Here is a 15,429-nt window from a genome sequence, read left to right as displayed (position 1 = left end):
AAAGGTTCATGTCAGTTGGAGGCCATCGGGGTAATCATCACGGTTGCTGCGACGTCGTTCGGTAATCAGCCAATGGCTGGGCATGGCCTTGCGGCGCATGGCATGGGCCACGGCCATGCCCAGGAAAAGTCCGCAGACCGGCACTTCGAGCACATCGGTCGTCCAGCCCACTACCACCACGCACAGGGAAATGCTCAGCAGCCCGCGGCCCATCCAGCTGTTTTTGCTGCGCAGCGTCATCAGCAGCGGCAGCAGCAGCGCATACAGCACCGGGCCCATGAGGCCGAAACAGGCCCACAGGTACATGAACAGGCTGTCGGCGACGGCCGGGTACTTGACGTTGTCCACCGGAAACATGTTCACCGCACTGCCGACCATGCCGAAGCCGCCGCCGGTCCAGTTCCAGTCGCGGCGCAACACTTCATCGGCCAGGCGCGGCCAGGTGTTGATCATGCGGTCGTACAGCGATACCAGGCTGCCTTCGGCGCCACTGGCGGCCAGGCTCGGGTCCAGCGGTGTCCACAAACCGATCAGCGGCAGCGCGGCGCCGATACCGACCAGCACCGCGAACAACACGCGGCAGAGCAGGCGCTGGTTGTACAGCGGCATCACCAGCAGGGTCACCAGGAACGCCGCGGCGGTCGATTTGTTGGTGGTCACCAGAATGGTCGCGAAGGCCAGCGCCAGCAGGCCCAGCATCAACACCCTGGAGCGCATGAAAGCGCTCAGGTACAGGGTGAAGATCGCGGTCAGCGTTGCCGCAGTGGTCGACATCCGGGCGAAGCCCGCAGGCCGGTCGACGCCGTCCGCTGCCCAGGTCATGTTGCCGGTCAGCTCCTGGTCGCCCAAGTTGTAGCTGTAGCCCTTCCACGGCACCGAGAACATGCTGTCCACGTACACGCCGGTGATGGTCGCTGCCAGGCACAGGCCGACCGCCCAGCCCAGCAACACGCGGCGCTGCTCCAGATGCTCGCCGCAGACCAGGCCGAACAGCAGCGGGATGTACACGAAGATGCTGAACAGCGGGTTGGCCAACGCTGCGCCGTGCAGCAGGCCAAGGCCGGCCGACAGCACCAGCCCCAGCAGCATTATCCAAAACAGGCGGTGCGCCTTGAAGCTGGTCAGTTCCAACGCGAACAGCACCACACACAGCACTTTGGGCAAGTACAGCAGGGCCGAGATGCCGGCCTGGTCGAAGTAATAGCGCAAGGCGCCGGAAAACGTTTCGGCCAGCAGCAGGCCGATCGCGGTCCAGACCACCAGCGTCGACTTGTTCACCGCAAGTCGCGCTGCCGGCGCCTCAAAGTGACTGAGTGACAGGGCTGATTTCATGATGGACATTTCTTCTTTGCAGAACATCGAGGAACAGCTGTTGGTAACTGTCGAGCATCCGTTCCTGGTCGAGCAGATGCTCGACGCTGTCACGTGCCTGGGCGGCCAGGCGTTCGCGCAGTTCGGGATCGCGGTACAACTGCAGCATCGCCAGGCCCAGGGTCTGCGGCTCGTCGGGGTTGCACAGCAGGCCGTTGACGCCGTCCTGGATGATCTCCGGCAAGCCGCCGCGGGCACTGGCGATCACCGGCACCGAGTGGGCGCAGGCTTCTACCGCCACCAGGCCGAACGGCTCGTTCCAGATCGACGGCACGATGGCCACGTCGATCTGCCGATAGAAGGTTTCCGGCGACTGGTAACCGACGAAGTGGATGTTCTCGCCGCCGGCTTCCTGCTTGAGCAATTGCTCGTAGTCCAGTTGCCCGCGCCCGGCGATCTGCAAGGTGGCGTTGAACGGCAACCGCTTGAACTGATCGATCAACCAGCGCAGGCCCTTGGGTTCGGACAGCGTGCCCAGGTAGCCGAAACGCAGCGGCTCGGCCTGATCCAGGCGGGCGAAACGCGATGGCGCATGGTCGATTTTCGGGCTGGCGTTGTAGATCACCTGTTGCGAAGCATTGCGGAAGAAACGCGCGTCGGTGAGCTTGCCCAGCAGGTGCTGGCTGACCCCAACCACTGCGTCAACCTGGGCCGAGCGCTCGGCATGGCCCTGGCGGAAGTGCTTGCACAGGGTGCACGGCGTCTTGCAGGCGGCGTTCTTCTTGAACATGTTGCTGCTCGGGCACATCAGGTACATGTCGTGCAGCACCTGCACCAGCGGCACGCCGGATGCGGAGATCTCATCCCACGCCGACACCGACCAGCCACTGAGGTTGTGGCACACCACCAGGTCGACTTTTTCGGCCGCCAGCACTTCGCGCAGGTAGGTGCGCATGCCCATGTTGTACTTGTCTCGTAGATGCCAGCCCAGCCGGGCCAGCGCGCCGGGGCGCTGTTCGCTGAAGTGCCAGTAGGTGTTGAGCAGCCCGGCGCGATAGACCTTCACGCCTTTCACGTATTCATGCTTGAGGCCCGCATCGGGACCGGTGCTCAGCACGCACACTTCGTGGCCACGCTGGTGCATGCCCTCGACGGTGCGCTGCAGGACGATTTCGGCACCGCCGCCGATGTGCGGCGAGTACAGGCTGCTCAGGAACAGTATCTTCATAGTGGGTAGGATTCGTGAATGCCCAGACGACCCGATTCCCCGTCACGCATGGCTTGCTGGAGCAAGCCCAGGCGTCGGTCCGAACCGCTCCTTTTTGCGAAATAGCGCAGCAACAGCAGAAACACCGACCGATTGAGCCGGTACAGCGGGGTCGAGCCGGCCCACACGTGCTTGTCGAACCAGGCCTGGTTGCGCGCGGTGTAGTAGGCGCGCAGGTCCGAGTTGCCGAGCAGGAAACTCTCGAAGATGTTGTTGGTACGCGCCTTGGCGTTCCACGATTCTTCCAGGTCGTCGAGCAGCGCTTCGGTCACCAGAAAGATCTGCCCGCCACTGGCGGTGATGCGCCAGGTGTACTCGGTGTCGTCGGCATACAGCAGCAGGTCTTCGAGCGGCAGGCCGATCTTCTGGAACACGCTGCGGTGCGCCAGCAGGCCGCCGTAGGTGGTGAATGGCAATTGCACCAGCGGCTTGCTGGTTGCCTTGCGCCCGGCGGGCTTGCCCCAGGGCGTACGGCGCCAGAGCTTGTAGGGCAACTGCGCGACATGAAAACCGAAGCAGCTGGAGCGCAGCTGGATCGCATAGCGATGCGGCACGCCGGAGGCGATGTCGGCCTGGTGGTTGGGGCGGAAGCCGATCACGGCCGCCTTGTCCACGCCCACGATGCGCTCGCACTCGTGCAGCCGCTGGTGCAGCGTCTCGACCGCGCCCAGGGTGGGGGCATTGTCGTCGTCCATCAGCCAGAGGTATTCGGCGCCCAGTTGCAGCGCCGCTTCGATACCGACCTTGTAGCCATTGGCCGAACCGGTGTTGCTGGGCAACTCGATCACGGTGATCTGGGTTGGCCACTGCGTGCGCAGCGAGTTCAGGTCGGCGCGCGACGCGTTGCTCACCACCACCACCCGTTCGATGTGTGCAGAGGCCAGCGAACGCTCGATCAGCGCTTCCAGGTAACACAAGCGATCGCCGTACGTCAGTGTCACCAGCGTGGTCTTGGCATTCATCGAACAGCTCTCCTAAAGCATCGTATGTCTGTGCGCCGCTCAGCAGGCGTGCGCGGTAAGCCGCTGCAGGCTGCTGCGGGGCAGGCTGATACGCTGTTCGCGCTGCAGCATGTTGAGCAGGATCACGGCGCGTTCATCGCCGTCCTCGCAGAGGAAAATGGCCTGTACGTCACTGTCGCCGTTGCGCACACGCACCGCTTCGCCTTCGGTGAAACGCACCGCGTTCGCCGAACCGGCCTGCGCGCGCTGGCGGATGCTGGCGATCAGGCTGTCCGGCACCGGGCACGGCATGCCGCCGAAGGCAACGATGCGGCACACCCCACGGGTCGAGCGGATCGGGTACCAGTTGTCGTTGCAGTCCAGGCGAATGAACAGGTAGCCGGGGAACAAGTCCTCGTCGGCCACACGGCGGCTGCGGGTCAGCACCGGGGCGGCGCGCAACGGGCGAAAGCAGTCGTATTGCTGACGCAGCAGATGTTCTTCGGCACGGGCTTCCTGCCGCGGCTTGGTCTGGATCAGGTACCAGTTGGCGTTGCTGTCGAAGTCGTTCATGAGCGCATCTCGATGGCGTGGGCGGAAGGGCTGGTGACCACTTTGACGGTGTCCTGCGCAGCGCTCGGCTTGAGCGTGCTGTAGCAGGGCAGCCACTGGCGGATCCGTGATACCGGGTTGAACATCAGCACGTCGATGATCGACAGGTTGGCCACGAACGGGTCCTTGAACTGCGTGTAGCAAAGCTCGTCCATGCGGTGGAAACGCAGTTCCAGATCGTGACGAGCGAAGTATTCCTCGTCGTACAGGGCCGTGCCGCCGATAGGGTTGAGGTAGCGCTGCGCATCGAAGTGCCGCGCCAGCTTGACCACACGGTCCTGCTTGTCCTGCACCTGGCGCTGGTCCACCGGCAGGGTGGACATGACGTGGATCGGTGTGTCGATCTGCAGGTACTCGCAGACCTTGCGCAGCGAGTACTCCAGGTACAGCGCCAGGTTGCGTTCCGGGTAGGTCAGCAGCGGCTTGAGCAGCGCCAGCACCTCGTCGCGGTAGGGCGCGCGGGAGTAGCTCATGGCGATGCTCTTGAGCAGCTTGTCCAGCACCTGCGGAGCGTTGTCACTGAGCTCGCGCTGATTGATCGCCAGGTCCGAATGGTCCTTCTTCAACGGCAAGGTGAACAGCGTTGCAGCGCCCGAGCTGAGCAGCCGGTTGCGGTTGACCCAACCGGGGTGTACGTACTGCAGGCTGTCGCCGAGCACAAAGGCATCGGCGCCGGCGATCAGCTGGAAATAGCCGAAATAGGGAAACCAGTAAGGCTGCATCATTGCTACGGTTCTGGACATCGTGAGACTCCTGCCTTGCTAGGCGATTACTTCTTGCTCGGCGAATAGTCGTAGCCGTAGGCGGCGCAGTCGTACTCGGCGGTGGACGCCTTGCGGATCACGCCGTTGAATATCGCGCCCTTGACCAGCACGCCGTTCTGCGCAAGGCGCCGCTTGCTGACCTCTATCTCCTTGACCGAACTCTGGCCAAAGCGGGCCACCAGCAAGGTGGTCCCGGCCTGGCGGCCGATCAGGCTGGCATCCGTCACGGCGATCACCGGCGGGGTGTCGATGATCACCAGGTCGTAGTGCGGCGACAGCTCGCGCAGCAGCTTGCTGAAGTTGTCATGCATCAACAGTTCGGAAGGGTTCGGCGCGGCGAAACCGCAGGCGATCAGGTGCAGGTTGTCCACTTCGGTGGCGTTGATCACCTCGGTGTTGCCCAGGCGTGCAGCCAGGGCATCGGACAGGCCGTGCTTGGGTTGCAGGCCGAACACGCGGTGCAGGTAGCCCTTGCGCATGTCGCCGTCGATCAGCAATACGCGCTTGCCGGCCTGGGCAATGATCACCGCCAGGTTGGCGCTGACGAACGACTTGCCCACGCCCGGCATGGGGCTGGTGATCATCAGCACGTTGTTGCGCGCTTCCATCATCGCGAAGTGCAGGCTGGTGCGCAGGCTGCGCAGCGACTCGATGGCCAGCTCGCTGGGGGCGGCCACGCTGAGCAGACGCGATTCGCGATTGGTTACGCCCTTGTCGCGTTTTTTCTGCAGGCGTTCCTGCTGGCGCGACAGCGGCAGCGAGGCGTACACCGGCATGCCCAGGTTCTCGATCACTTCCGGGTTTTCCACGCCGCGGTAGAACGCCTGGCGGATGAAGATGATCGCTACGGCGACCAGGGCACCCAGCAGCATCGCCACCAGCACGATGACGGCGCGCATGGGCTTGACCGGTTCTTCGATGTTGCTGTCGGCCTTGTCGATGATCCGTACGTTGCCGATGTTGCCGGCGCGGATGATGTCCTGCTCCTGGCTCTTGTTCAGTACCAGGGTGTAGGTCTGGGTAGTGACCTGCATGTCACGGGTCAGGCGCAGCAGCTCCTGCTGGGTCTCGGGCAGGCCCTTGATCTGTGCCTGCAGGGAGGTCTTCTGCGACTCGATCTGGCTGATCTGCTGGCTCAGTGCGGCTGATGCAGGGTGCTGACGGGTGTACAGGCGATCCAGGTCGGTGCGCTTGAGGCGCAGCTCGGACAGTTGCGCATCGTAGGCCACCATCTGGTCGAGCAGGGCCTTGGTTTCCAGGGTGATGTCCACCGACTTGGTGCGCATCTGGAAGGCGTGCAGGGCTTCTTCGGATTTTTCCAGTTCCTTGCGCACCACCGGCAATTGCGAGCGCAGGAAGTCCAGGCGCTGGGCCGCTTCGGCCGAACTGCGTTCCACGTTCTGGCGTACGTACAGGCGGCTCACTTCATCCAGCACGCGGTTGGCCTGTACCGGGTCGGTGTCGTTGATGCTCAGGTAGACGATGCCCGAGTCCTTGCCCGATTCGGCCACGCGCAGACGCTGCTGGTAGTCCAGCGAAGTGTTGAGCAGGCGATTCTTCACCAGGCGGAATTCAGTGCCGGGGCGGGCGGTCAGTTCAGCCAATTGCAGGGTGATGCCGTTGCCCTGGCTGATCTCGCCGACACGACCGCTGAGCAGCGGCGCACCAGCGGCGTCCACCAGTCGATAAGTCGCATTGGGCCCGGCGACCAACGTCATGCGCTCGCCCAGCAGGTTGGCCGGCACGTCCAGGTTGAACACGTCGATCTTCTCGCCGCCCCAGGCGAACGTATCCAGACCGAACAGCGGAGCGGCCAGTTTCTGGCTGCCGGTGGGGGTGAATTCACGGGCCATGTAGCGGCCGATCGCCGGGAAGTAGCGCGGCGTGGCGACCACGTCCAGCTTGAGGTCGCTGACCACCTGGCCGAGCACGGTGCGCGACTTGATCAGTTCGATCTCGGTCACCGCTTCCGATACCGAAGCCGGCTTGGTATTGAGCTGCGGGGTGGCATCCAGACCGACCTTTTTCGGCTCGATCTGGATCATGGCGTTGGCCTGGTACACCGGCGTGGCGATTACGGCGTAGAAACCGCCGAGCAGGGTGAACAGGGCCACCACCACGACAATCAGTTTCTTGTGATCGAACAAGGTCCGTAGAATCGTCGCGAGATCGATCTGGGTGTCCTTGTAATACTCCAGGTTTGTACGGTTCATCGCGGTCATCTTTGTCGATCCTCAGATCTCAGGTAGGGCAACCAGCCTTCGATACACCGAGTCAATTCGGTGTAGGTCCGTTGAAAGGCGGCAATGGGGCGGCGATAGGGATCGTCGATTTCGAAGTCGTCGCGCCACTTGCCGATCAGGAACGTCTTGCCTCGCGTGTGCGGGGCCTTGCTGGTGATGCTGCGCAACTGGCGCTGGTCCATGACCAGAATCAGATCGGCCCAGCGCACCAGCTCGTCGGTGAGCTGGGTGGCAGCGTGCGCCGGCTGTGGCACCTGGTTATCGGCCAATACCTGCGCGGTGAGACTGTCCATGTCGTTGCCCACGCATGCGGCCAATCCGGCCGACTCGACCTGCAGGTGCGGCGCGTGCTTGCGCAACAACGCCACTGCCATGGGGCTGCGGCAGATGTTGCCGATGCAGATCACCAGAACCTTGTTGATCATGTCGTCTTCAGCCCCTCGCCGCAGCGGGCGTCAGGCGTCGCAGCAGGTTGCGGCTGACGTTGCCCGACACGTGCAGTACGGCCTTGAGCTTCTGTACCGGCCTGATCGCCGCGATGCACATGCCCGACACCTGCACCAGAAAGTGTTCGTAGAGCACCCGGTCGCCCTGGCGGAAGTAATAGTTGGCCAGGCACGCATAGGTGTGCAGGGTCATCTGCAATTTGTTCTGGTTCGGACGCTGGGAAAAGATCCCACCGGGGTGCAGGCGGTAGCGCGCCGGTGCGATGTCGGCCAGGTACTTGCCCTTGCCGTGGGCACCGAGCATCGACCACCAGCACAGGTCCAGCACGGGTGCCTGTTCCAGCTCCCGGGGCAGCTCGTGCAGCACGTTGCGAAAGCAGGTGGTGAGCGTCGAGATCGGCCGGGTCTTGAGCAGGTCCATGGCGGTGGCATCGGCCTGGTACTTGCCGGTCAGCTGGATCCCCTTGTCACCCTCGCTGTCGAAGGCCATGGCGTCGTGGTAGGTCATCACGTAGTCGCGGTTGGCTTCGAGGAAATTCACCTGCTTCTGCAGCTTGAGCGGATCGATCCAGTAGTCGTCGCCCTCGCAGTAGGCGATGTACTTGCCCTGCGCCCGGTTGAACAGGGCCGGGAAGCACCAGCGGCCCAGTTGGTACTGGTTGTGCTCGTGGAACACCGGCTTGATGATGTTCGGGTACTGCTCGGCGTAGCGGCTGATCACCTGCGTGGTGCCATCGGTGGAAGCGTCGTCGTTGATCAGAATCTCGAAGGCGAACGTGGTGCGTTGCGCCAGGAAACTGTTCAAGGTCTGCTCGATGTACTCGACCTGGTTGTAGGCCGGGCACGTGATCGACAGCAGCGGTTCCTGGCCCTCGGGCCAGGTGTGCATGATCTGTTGTTCGGTCCGGTTCATCGTTCGACGCTCGCTCTGCTCAACTTCAGGAAAACCCGCTGGGCCAGTGGTTTGTAGGTGGCTGCCACCAGGGTCAGCGTCAACACGCCGCACAAGGCCAGGGCAGCGAAGATCACCAAGCGGTTGTTGGACCCGCCGGCAATTGCCGTGAACAGCGGATGGGTCAGCAGCACGCCGAGCACGGTGCTCAGGCTGATGCGCAGGATGTCGTGCAGCCAGGGCCGGTGCAGGCCAGGGGCCAGGCGCCGATGCACCACTTGCGGCCACAGTGCGAACGACACCAGGCGCAACAGGAACCAGGTCACGGCCGCGCCCAGGGCGCCCCAGCCGTACACCGCGATGATCATCGCCGGCACGCTGATCGCAGCCGAAATCACGCTGTACCAGATGTGCAGGCGCATTTCGCCGTAGGCGTATTGCAGGTGGTACTGGAACGCGCTGACCGCCAGGATGGCGCTGCCCAGTGCGTACCAGAACAGGATCGGTGCGCCCCACTGGGCAGCCTGCGTGTCGCCGCTCCAGGCGAACAGCAAGGGTTCGGCATAGAACGCGATGATCGCCGCCAGGGGAAACAGAAAGGTGCTGACGAAGCGGCTGGCACCCAGGTACAGGGCATGCACGTCGCCTTCGCGGCCTTCGGCGACCTGCACCGTCATGCGTGGCAGCAGGGTCTGCACCAGCGGGTTGATCATCATCATGATGCCGGTGGTCAGCAACGCGACCAGCGAGAAATACCCGTATTCGGCCAGCGGCAGTACCTTGGACAACAGCACCTTGTCCAGCTGGGTCAGAACGATCCACACCACCGCGGTCAGCGACACACTGGCAGCGAACGGCAGGATCGGTTTCACCAGCGCCCAGTTGAAGCCGCTCAAAGGGGTCGGCGCGGGCAGATGGCGGTAGGCCTTGGCGGCGAAGATCAACGTCTCCACCAGCGCCACGAACAGTTGGAATTCGAAGAACACCTGCGCATCCTGCGACACCCAGGTCACCAGCACCAGGCCGCCGAAGTAGCGCAGGGTGGCGATCACCACATTGGCGTTGTTCAACCAGGCGTGCATCTCCAGGCCTTGCAGGCCGCTCTTGTACAGGGTGGCGAACAGGCGCAGGCCCACCATCACGCCCATCAGGATCACGCAGTTGACGATGGTGCGCGGGTCCAGGGCCTGGGCCTGCAGCCAGTGCGTGGCCATCCAGTCGCTGGCCAGGTAGACGGCCAGCGCGCACACCACGGCCATGGGCAGGAACACCAGCTCGAAGGAGCGCATCAACCAGCCGCCGATGCGCTTGGCCGCAGCGCTGTCGCTGCTGCCCTGGTGATGCGCGATCTGGCGCACCAGCGACGGCGAGACGCCGGCGTCGAGCAGCAGCAGCCAGGCCTGCATCACCGCGTAGAAACCAATCAGGCCGTACGCCTCGGCGCCCAGATGGCTGAGGTAGAACGGCATGATCAAGATGCCGATCACCAGCGCATAGGCCTGGCCCAGGTAGCTGAGGGCGGTGTTGTGGATGACCGAAAGCTTCTTCATCGACGATTGCCCTGGTTGCACGCTTTCAGGCTTTGGTTACGGCGGTTCATACGGCGGCGGCCCATGCAACGGGTTGTGGATAATGCAGCTCGTGGCCGCGCAGCAGGGTATCGATGACCTGATCCTGAGTGGCGCGTGCCAGCCCAGGGTAGATGGGCAGGCACAGCACACGGTCGCTCAAGCTGCGCGACTGGTACTGGACCGCTTGTGGCTGCAGATAGTCCAGGGTATCGAGCGAGGGGTAAAAATAACGTCGTGGGTTGATGCCGTCGGCCTGCAGCGCGGTGCGCATGGCCAGCACCTGGGCTTCGTTCTGCAACGCCACCGGAAAGTAGCTGTAGTTGATCTGGCTGTCGTCGGCCTGACGTTGCAGGTCCAGGTAGCCACCCAGGCGCTGGGTGTAGTAATGACCCATCTCGGCGCGGCGCTCGAGGATGTTGTCGATGTCGTCGAGCACGCTCAGGCCCATGGCGGCGCAGAACTCGTTGAGCTTGGCGTTGGTGCCCAGGCCTTCGATCTTGTCGACGTCGGTGATGCCGAAGTTGCACAGCTTGCGCACACGGGCAGCCACATCGTCGTCGTTGGTGACGATTGCGCCACCCTCGATGGTATGGAACAGCTTGGTTGCATGAAAGCTCAGGGTGCTGGCATCGCCCCAGTTGAATACCGATTGGCCGGCCTGTTTCACGGCGAAAGCGTGCGCGCCGTCGTACACCACCTTGAGGCGGTACTGGCGGGCAATCGCTTCGATGCGTTCCACCGCGCAAGGGTTGCCGAACACGTGGGTGGCAACGATGGCGCTGGTGTCCGGCTGCAGGCTGGCTGGAATCTGCTCGGGGTCGATGTTCCAGGTGTGCGGGTCGATGTCGGCGAATACCGGGCGAATGCCTTCCCAGTGCAGCGAGCTGCTGGTAGCCACGAAGCTGAACGGCGTGGTCACGGCGCTGCCGGACAGGCCCAGGGCGCGGTAGGCGACTTGCAGTGCCAGAGTGCCGTTGTTGGTCAGGATCAGGTGGCGCACGCCCAGGTAATCCTTCAGGCGCTCCTCCAGCTCGCAGCACAGCGGACCGTGGTTGGTCAGCCAGTGGGACTCGTAGATACGGTCCACATAGGCCTTGAACTTGTCGATGTCGCCCAGATAGGACTTGGTTACGTTGATCATTTGCTGCTCCCTGGCTGCTCGCCATTCCCCGAAGTGTCCAACACGGTGTTGTCCGCTCAGGACGCCTGACTTTTGCTGCGAGCGACTGCGCGGCGAGCGCGGTGCTGGTTGAGCCGCAGAATCATCCGCGTGGTCAGACTGCCGGCATGCGGATCGCCATAGTGGAACAGCGCGGTGGCACGACGGTGCGCCGGATCGCATGGCTGGTTGGCATGCAGCGAGCGATAGCCCCAGAAGAAATACACATTGCCAGGCTTCATGCGCAGCAATAGCGGCTTGAGCCAGCCACGCTCGATGCACCAGCCCATCAGGCGGCGGCACAGCGGGTTCTGATACACGACCTTCTCGACTGCGTTGAACAGCACGCTGCCACGCACGCGGCGCAGGTTGGGAAACAGCACCAGATCGCCGCGGTCCTTGCCTTGGTCTGGAATGAAGATCGGCACCAACATGGTCAGCAGAGTGGCATCGAAGTGAAACGCGTTGGATTCTTTCAAGCCACTGTGGCCCTGCACGCAACGCAGCACCGGGAACACCTGGTCGCTGGGGGCGGCATGGCCCTGGCCCTGCTCGTGCAGGCGCGCCAGGTGCTGGCGGAATTCGCTCGACACCGCCGTGGCAGCCAATCGGCTGCCCACGAGTGGCGCATTGCCATGATACGCGAAATATTGGTTGTTATGGCGCGCAGCCTGGTCATCCACATAGGCACGAAGTTCTTCCAGCACGTAGGGCGCCAAAGCGTTTTCCAGTACGGCGTAGCCCTGTTCGTTCATATCGGCCGCCAGGCGGCGCGACGTGCTTTCATCCAGGTTGAACAAATGTGGCATGAGGAAGAACCCTCCTTGGACACGCGATTGATTGAACGCCATAACTAACGTTCTATATGTTTGGGCAAAGCTACCGCCCGGTTCGTACTCGACGATCCCTTGAACTTGCGACTTCCAACTTCGTTTGCACGCAACGACCGCGTACTGCAATGAGCCTGGCTGACTGCACACGCCAGAACACACAGCGCGGACCGGTATTCAAAGTCAGCGACTGCAAGGCAATACGGGGTAGTGGGTCGAATGTGCGTGGCGCTCTTTGGCACCACTGCAACTGCTGTGTTGGCGGCAGATGGGTGATATATCGGCTTTGGCAGGGGGACTGTCAATCGCTTTCGTCAAAAATAGTGCACTGGCTAGGATGGTCGCGTTGAAATACCATAACTATATGATTTATATCAGAATTTATTTCTGGCGCTGGCATATTGCTGCTTAATTGTGGGTTTCTGACGTTTTCCTCCCGCCAATCCGCTGCACGGCTCGCAAACCCGCACAGCGTCTGGGCTCAGCCGTTCCGCAAGCGTGGCCGAACCTCGAAATCCCTACAGAAGCCGACTATTTAACGTCGTCAAAAAAAAACCACCATGGAGATAGGAACACCCCTATGATGGTTTATTGACATCACTGGCCAAGCGCCATTTCTCCTACACAGACCACCAGATCTCCGTAGGAGCGGCCAGTGGCCGCGAAAAAAACGCCGCGGTGTATCAGGTACGCTTCACTATGCCTTTCGCGGCCAACGACCGCTCCCCCAGGCTGCTTCAGTAAAGCTCCGGCCGCCTGTCGTTCAAATAGCTGAAGGCAGTGCGCGCCGATACCAGCGTGGCTTTGTCCAAGGTACCCACGATCAACGCTTCGTCACGGCTGGCCTTGGCGATCTGCTGCCCATCCGCCCCGGCAATGCTGCTCAAACCGCAGTACTCGAACTCCACTTCCTTGCCGCAGTAGTTGGCATACGCCACGTAGCACTGGTTCTCGAACGCTCGGCTGCGCACAGTCACCTCGGCAATGAACCCGTAGGGCACCATGTTGGCTGTGGGCACCACAATCAGTTCGGCCCCGGCAGCAGCCAGCCGGCGCACGTTCTCCGGAAATTCCAGGTCGTAGCAGATCAACAGCCCCAACTTCCAGCCATTGAACTCGAGCAGCTCGCTCGCCTGTTCGCCTGCGCTGAACATGGCGCGATCAGCGTCGCCGAACAGGTGCGTCTTGCGGTAGTTGCCCAGGCGCGCACCGGTGCGGTCAATCAACTGCACCGCGTTGTACACGTTGCCCTGTTCATCCCGTTCCGGGTAGCCGTACACAATGGCCAGGCCGAATTGCCGGGCGATCTGCGCGACCCGCTCGGCATTGGCGCCGTCACTGGCCTGCGCCAGGTCGCGCGCCGCCTCGGCGCCGATGTTGTAGCCACTCAGGAACATTTCCGGCAGTACCAGCAGTTCGACTTCCCACTGAGCGGCCTCACGGGCACGCGCCTGCAAACGGGCAAGGTTGCCCTCGACGTCGAGCGGTTGGGACTGGCATTGGTACAAGGCTATGCGCATGCGGGCTCCTGTTGTGATCAAGTCTGTTGATCAAGTGTGGCGATCAGGGACACGGTCAATCCGACAGGGCAATGGGCCCCAGTTCGTCGAAAACATCCCCCGGCCCAGGGTTCTCCGGGTGAGTGTAGCCATCGAAGTGGGTCATGATGCCCCACACCGCATTCAGTGACGTCTGAACCGCGCCCTCGACCCAGGCAGGCGTCCACGACACGTCGTCACCGGCGATGAAGATGCCGCGTTGTGCATCTGGCAGCGCGCTTTGCATAAAGTGCGCATACATGCGCTGGTTGTAACGATAGTGACCCGGCAGCGCGCCCTTGAACGCGCCGAGGAAGTAAGGGTCCGCTTCCCACGACACGGTGATCGGATCGCCGATGATGCGCGCGGCGATATCGACTTTCGGATAGATCTTCTTCAAGGCATCCAGGGCCAGCTTGACGCGCTTCTCCACGGGGTGGGGCAGCATCTTCAAGGCATCGCTCATCCACGCATATGACAGGCAGATCACCCCCGGCTTGTCGTCGCCATGGTCGAACAGGTAGGTGCCGCGGGTCAGCCGGTCGGTGAGGGTCATGCTCATCAGGTCGCGGCCGGTCTCCGGGTCCTTGTCCTTCCAGAAGGGCCGGTCGACCATGACGAAGGTCTTCGAAGACTGCATGTAGCGGGTACGGTCCAGCGCCATCCACATCTTCTGCGAAAACAGCGTTTCCTCGCACTCGATCTGGGTGGTCAGCAGCCAGCTCTGGCAGGTGGTCAGCACGGCGGCGTAGTGGCGGGTGTCGTCCCAGTGATCGGTCACCGCAAAGCGACCATCGGCGGCGCGGGCGATCTTCTTCACCCCGCCGCGCGGCGCGCCCCGGTGCAGTGAAGCCAAGCTGGTGCCGGCCGGCCAGTGAGCACAGCGTTCGGGCGCATGTTTCCACAAGCCCAGCGGCACCTGCTCCACGCCGCCGATCACCAGATGCTGGTGATCGTCACAATTGGTCATCACCACACGGAAGATTTCCAGCATCGAATTGGGGAAGTCCGAATCCCAGCCGCCGGTGCCGAAACCGACCTGGCCAAACACCTCGCGGTGGTGGAATGACAACTGCGCAAAGGCCTTGGACGTGGCCACGAAGTCATAGAAGGTGCGGTCGTCCCACAGCGGCACCAGGGTGTTCCACAGTTCCTTGAGGCGCGGCACGTCGCGATCGCGTATCGCCTGCTGGATATCACCGAAGCGTGCGCCTTCCTCCAGTGCATCGGCCCAGGCGTCGGCGACTTCCTGAAACAGCGCCGGCAGGTCGGACAAACTCTGGGCGTAGTAGGTCTCGCCCTCCAGATCGATCACGGTGCTGCCCGACGCCGGCGTCAGCGGGTTGGGAAAGGGCTTGGTCTTCAGGCCAAGCTTGTCGACGTAGTGGTAGAACGCCGTGGACGAAACCGGAAAGCGCATCCCGCCCAGCTCGGCAACGATCTCCTCGGTGCCCTCGAACTTCTGCGAGCGCAGGCGCCCGCCCATTTTCGAGGCTTCATAGACGACTGGCCGCAGTCCCAACTTCATCAGCTCGTAGGCCGCCACCAGCCCGGCGATACCGGCGCCGACAATGGCCACCTCGGCCCCATGGTGATGCTCGGGAATCACGCCCAGCCCGGCCGGATGCTCTATCCAGTCGTCGAAAGCAAAGGGAAAGTCCGGGCCGAAAACGGTGACGGGCTTCTTGCCGTCGGCGGGGTGACGCGAAGTTGGGCTCATGGGGGACCTTGGCTGAGGCTGAACGAAGAAAAGGCACGTTCATTCTAGGCAAGGGCGCTGCGGTAAATAAGACGCAAAGTGTCGTCGATGTGACGTTTTATCGGTCGATTGGATGCGTCGTTGCTGCATTGTGCC

13 protein-coding genes are annotated in these 15,429 nt (G+C 62.6%); all 13 read right to left on the bottom strand.

Going from position 1 to position 15,429, the window contains the following annotated elements; all coding sequences use genetic code 11:
* Positions 1–6: 6 nt before the first annotated feature.
* The 13 genes from H7993_RS19215 to H7993_RS19155 all read right to left on the bottom strand — a co-directional run bounded on the left by H7993_RS19215 (position 7) and on the right by H7993_RS19155 (position 15,294).
* Positions 7–1,332, bottom strand: coding sequence for a hypothetical protein (locus tag H7993_RS19215; RefSeq protein ID WP_185795350.1), 1,326 nt, complete (start codon positions 1,330–1,332; stop codon positions 7–9).
* Positions 1,301–2,539 (bottom strand): glycosyltransferase family 4 protein, encoded by a 1,239-nt coding sequence (locus tag H7993_RS19210; RefSeq protein WP_185795349.1) that lies wholly within the window; start codon positions 2,537–2,539, stop codon positions 1,301–1,303. Before H7993_RS19210 ends, H7993_RS19215 begins: the two co-directional genes overlap by 32 nt.
* Complete coding sequence (locus H7993_RS19205; RefSeq protein ID WP_185795348.1) at positions 2,536–3,540, bottom strand: glycosyltransferase; 1,005 nt, start codon at positions 3,538–3,540, stop codon at positions 2,536–2,538. The genes H7993_RS19210 and H7993_RS19205 overlap by 4 nt, the downstream gene beginning before the upstream one ends.
* A 39-nt stretch (positions 3,541–3,579) precedes the next feature.
* Entirely contained in the window at positions 3,580–4,092 is a 513-nt protein-coding gene (gene rfaH, locus H7993_RS19200) for a transcription/translation regulatory transformer protein RfaH (RefSeq protein ID WP_122477107.1), read from the bottom strand.
* Complete coding sequence (locus H7993_RS19195) at positions 4,089–4,874, bottom strand: WbqC family protein (RefSeq protein ID WP_185795347.1); 786 nt, start codon at positions 4,872–4,874, stop codon at positions 4,089–4,091. The genes rfaH and H7993_RS19195 overlap by 4 nt, the downstream gene beginning before the upstream one ends.
* Before the next feature lie 26 nt (positions 4,875–4,900).
* Positions 4,901–7,117, bottom strand: coding sequence for a polysaccharide biosynthesis tyrosine autokinase (locus H7993_RS19190; protein ID WP_185795346.1), 2,217 nt, complete (start codon positions 7,115–7,117; stop codon positions 4,901–4,903).
* A complete protein-coding gene (locus H7993_RS19185; RefSeq protein ID WP_185795345.1) occupies positions 7,114–7,563 on the bottom strand; it encodes a low molecular weight protein-tyrosine-phosphatase in 450 nt (149 codons plus the stop codon). Before H7993_RS19185 ends, H7993_RS19190 begins: the two co-directional genes overlap by 4 nt.
* Positions 7,564–7,570: 7 nt before the next feature.
* A complete protein-coding gene (locus H7993_RS19180) occupies positions 7,571–8,497 on the bottom strand; it encodes a glycosyltransferase family 2 protein (protein WP_185795344.1) in 927 nt (308 codons plus the stop codon).
* On the bottom strand, positions 8,494–10,026 hold the full coding sequence (locus H7993_RS19175) for a lipopolysaccharide biosynthesis protein (protein ID WP_185795343.1): 1,533 nt from the start codon (positions 10,024–10,026) through the stop codon (positions 8,494–8,496). The genes H7993_RS19180 and H7993_RS19175 overlap by 4 nt, the downstream gene beginning before the upstream one ends.
* Positions 10,027–10,072: 46 nt before the next feature.
* Positions 10,073–11,188 carry a DegT/DnrJ/EryC1/StrS family aminotransferase gene (locus H7993_RS19170; protein ID WP_185795342.1) on the bottom strand — a complete coding sequence of 372 codons (1,116 nt, stop codon included), beginning with the start codon at positions 11,186–11,188 and terminating at the stop codon, positions 10,073–10,075.
* A gap of 56 nt (positions 11,189–11,244) precedes the next feature.
* Positions 11,245–12,015 carry a hypothetical protein gene (locus H7993_RS19165; RefSeq protein ID WP_122477118.1) on the bottom strand — a complete coding sequence of 257 codons (771 nt, stop codon included), beginning with the start codon at positions 12,013–12,015 and terminating at the stop codon, positions 11,245–11,247.
* Between the two features lie 758 nt (positions 12,016–12,773).
* Positions 12,774–13,556 (bottom strand): carbon-nitrogen hydrolase family protein, encoded by a 783-nt coding sequence (locus tag H7993_RS19160; RefSeq protein ID WP_185795341.1) that lies wholly within the window; start codon positions 13,554–13,556, stop codon positions 12,774–12,776.
* Positions 13,557–13,611: 55 nt separating this feature from the next.
* Positions 13,612–15,294 carry a flavin monoamine oxidase family protein gene (locus H7993_RS19155; protein ID WP_185795340.1) on the bottom strand — a complete coding sequence of 561 codons (1,683 nt, stop codon included), beginning with the start codon at positions 15,292–15,294 and terminating at the stop codon, positions 13,612–13,614.
* Between the last annotated feature and the right edge of the window lie 135 nt (positions 15,295–15,429).

Origin of the sequence: Pseudomonas baltica (genome assembly GCF_014235765.1) — a bacterium.
Lineage (GTDB): Bacteria > Pseudomonadota > Gammaproteobacteria > Pseudomonadales > Pseudomonadaceae > Aquipseudomonas > Aquipseudomonas baltica.
Note: the sequence above shows the minus strand (reverse complement) of the source record. Positions and strands in the feature narration are given on the sequence as shown.